Here is a 1248-nt window from a genome sequence, read left to right as displayed (position 1 = left end):
TGTCTCGTCCTGAATAAGGTTTACACCTTCTGACTTCTTATCAGGAAGGTGCAATGGATACGGGCGCAAAACGCAGTCAGCGGGATTACACGCTGACTTTTAAATTGTCGGTTGTCGACCAAGTCGAAAAAGGCGAGCTGAGTTATAAAGAGGCTCAACGGCGCTACGGGATTCAGGGCCGGTCGACGGTGTTGGTGTGGTTACGCAAGCATGGTCGGCAGGACTGGAGCCAAGGCGCTTCCATTCGGACCCAGAGGAGCCGACCGATGAACGAGCCCACCTTGCCTTTGACTCCCGAGCAGAGAATCAAAGAGCTCGAGGAACAGCTGGCACTGGCCAATCAGAAAGCCAAATTCTTCGAAGACGTGGTCGAGGTTCTGAAGAACGACTACGGCGTATCCGTCGTAAAAAAGCGGCCCGGCAAGTCGTTGCGCAAACCCCAACCCTGAGTGTCAGCAGGGCTTGCCAGTTTATGAGGATCAGTCGCCAAGCCTTTTACAAGCGCGATCGGGTCTATCGGGCCCGAGTCGAGCAAGATCAGAAGCTCATCCAGTTTGTGCAGGAAATCCGTGTGCGCCAACCCTGCATTGGCGCCCGCAAGCTGCACTCGATGATGCACGCGAAACATGAGAAGCCAGAACTGCATGTCGGCCGAGATCGTTTGCTTGAGGTTTTACGAGAGCACCGGCAGTTGGTTCGCAGGAAACGGGCCTATCACAAGACGACCGACAGCCATCATCACTTTCGCTGCCATCCCAATCTGCTAAAGCCTGGCCCACAGCAAGTCGTCGCTACCGGTCCGGAACAGGTCTGGGTCGCGGACATTACTTACCTATCCACCAAGCGTGATGATCCGGCCTACCTGAGTTTGGTGACGGATGCTTTTTCGAGGAAAATTGTCGGTTATCACGTGCATGGCAGCCTGCATGCCGACTCGGTAGCCCAAGCCTTACGCATGGCGTTGAAGACGCGTCGAACACGCCAGAAACTGGTTCATCACTCGGATCGAGGGGTGCAGTACTGCTCAGCGCTTTATCAAAAGCTCCATGCCAAGCATGGCATTACGTGCTCGATGACCGATGGCTACGATTGCTACCAAAACGCCTTGGCAGAGAGGGTCAACGGCATCTTGAAGACAGAGCTCTTGCTTCACCGGCCGACGGACTTGGCGCAAGCGGAGCAGATGGTGCGGGAGGCAATCTTGATCTACAACCAGGAGCGTCCGCACCTATCCCTGAAATACAAAAC

The 1248-nt window shown here is 55.0% G+C and carries 1 protein-coding gene and 1 pseudogene; both read left to right on the top strand.

Annotated features, from left to right (window positions below):
* Positions 1 to 53 precede the first annotated feature (53 nt).
* Positions 54 to 161 (top strand): annotated as a pseudogene (locus NHU87_RS28525) (hypothetical protein); the annotation flags it as partial.
* A 35-nt stretch (positions 162 to 196) separates the two neighbouring features.
* On the top strand, positions 197 to 1248 hold a 1052-nt coding region (locus tag NHU87_RS28275), incomplete at its 3' end, for an IS3 family transposase (RefSeq protein ID WP_253555153.1).

The sequence above is a fragment of the Pseudomonas mandelii genome, assembly GCF_024138395.1.
Classification (GTDB): Bacteria; Pseudomonadota; Gammaproteobacteria; order Pseudomonadales; family Pseudomonadaceae; genus Aquipseudomonas; species Aquipseudomonas mandelii_E.
Note: the sequence above shows the minus strand (reverse complement) of the source record. Positions and strands in the feature narration are given on the sequence as shown.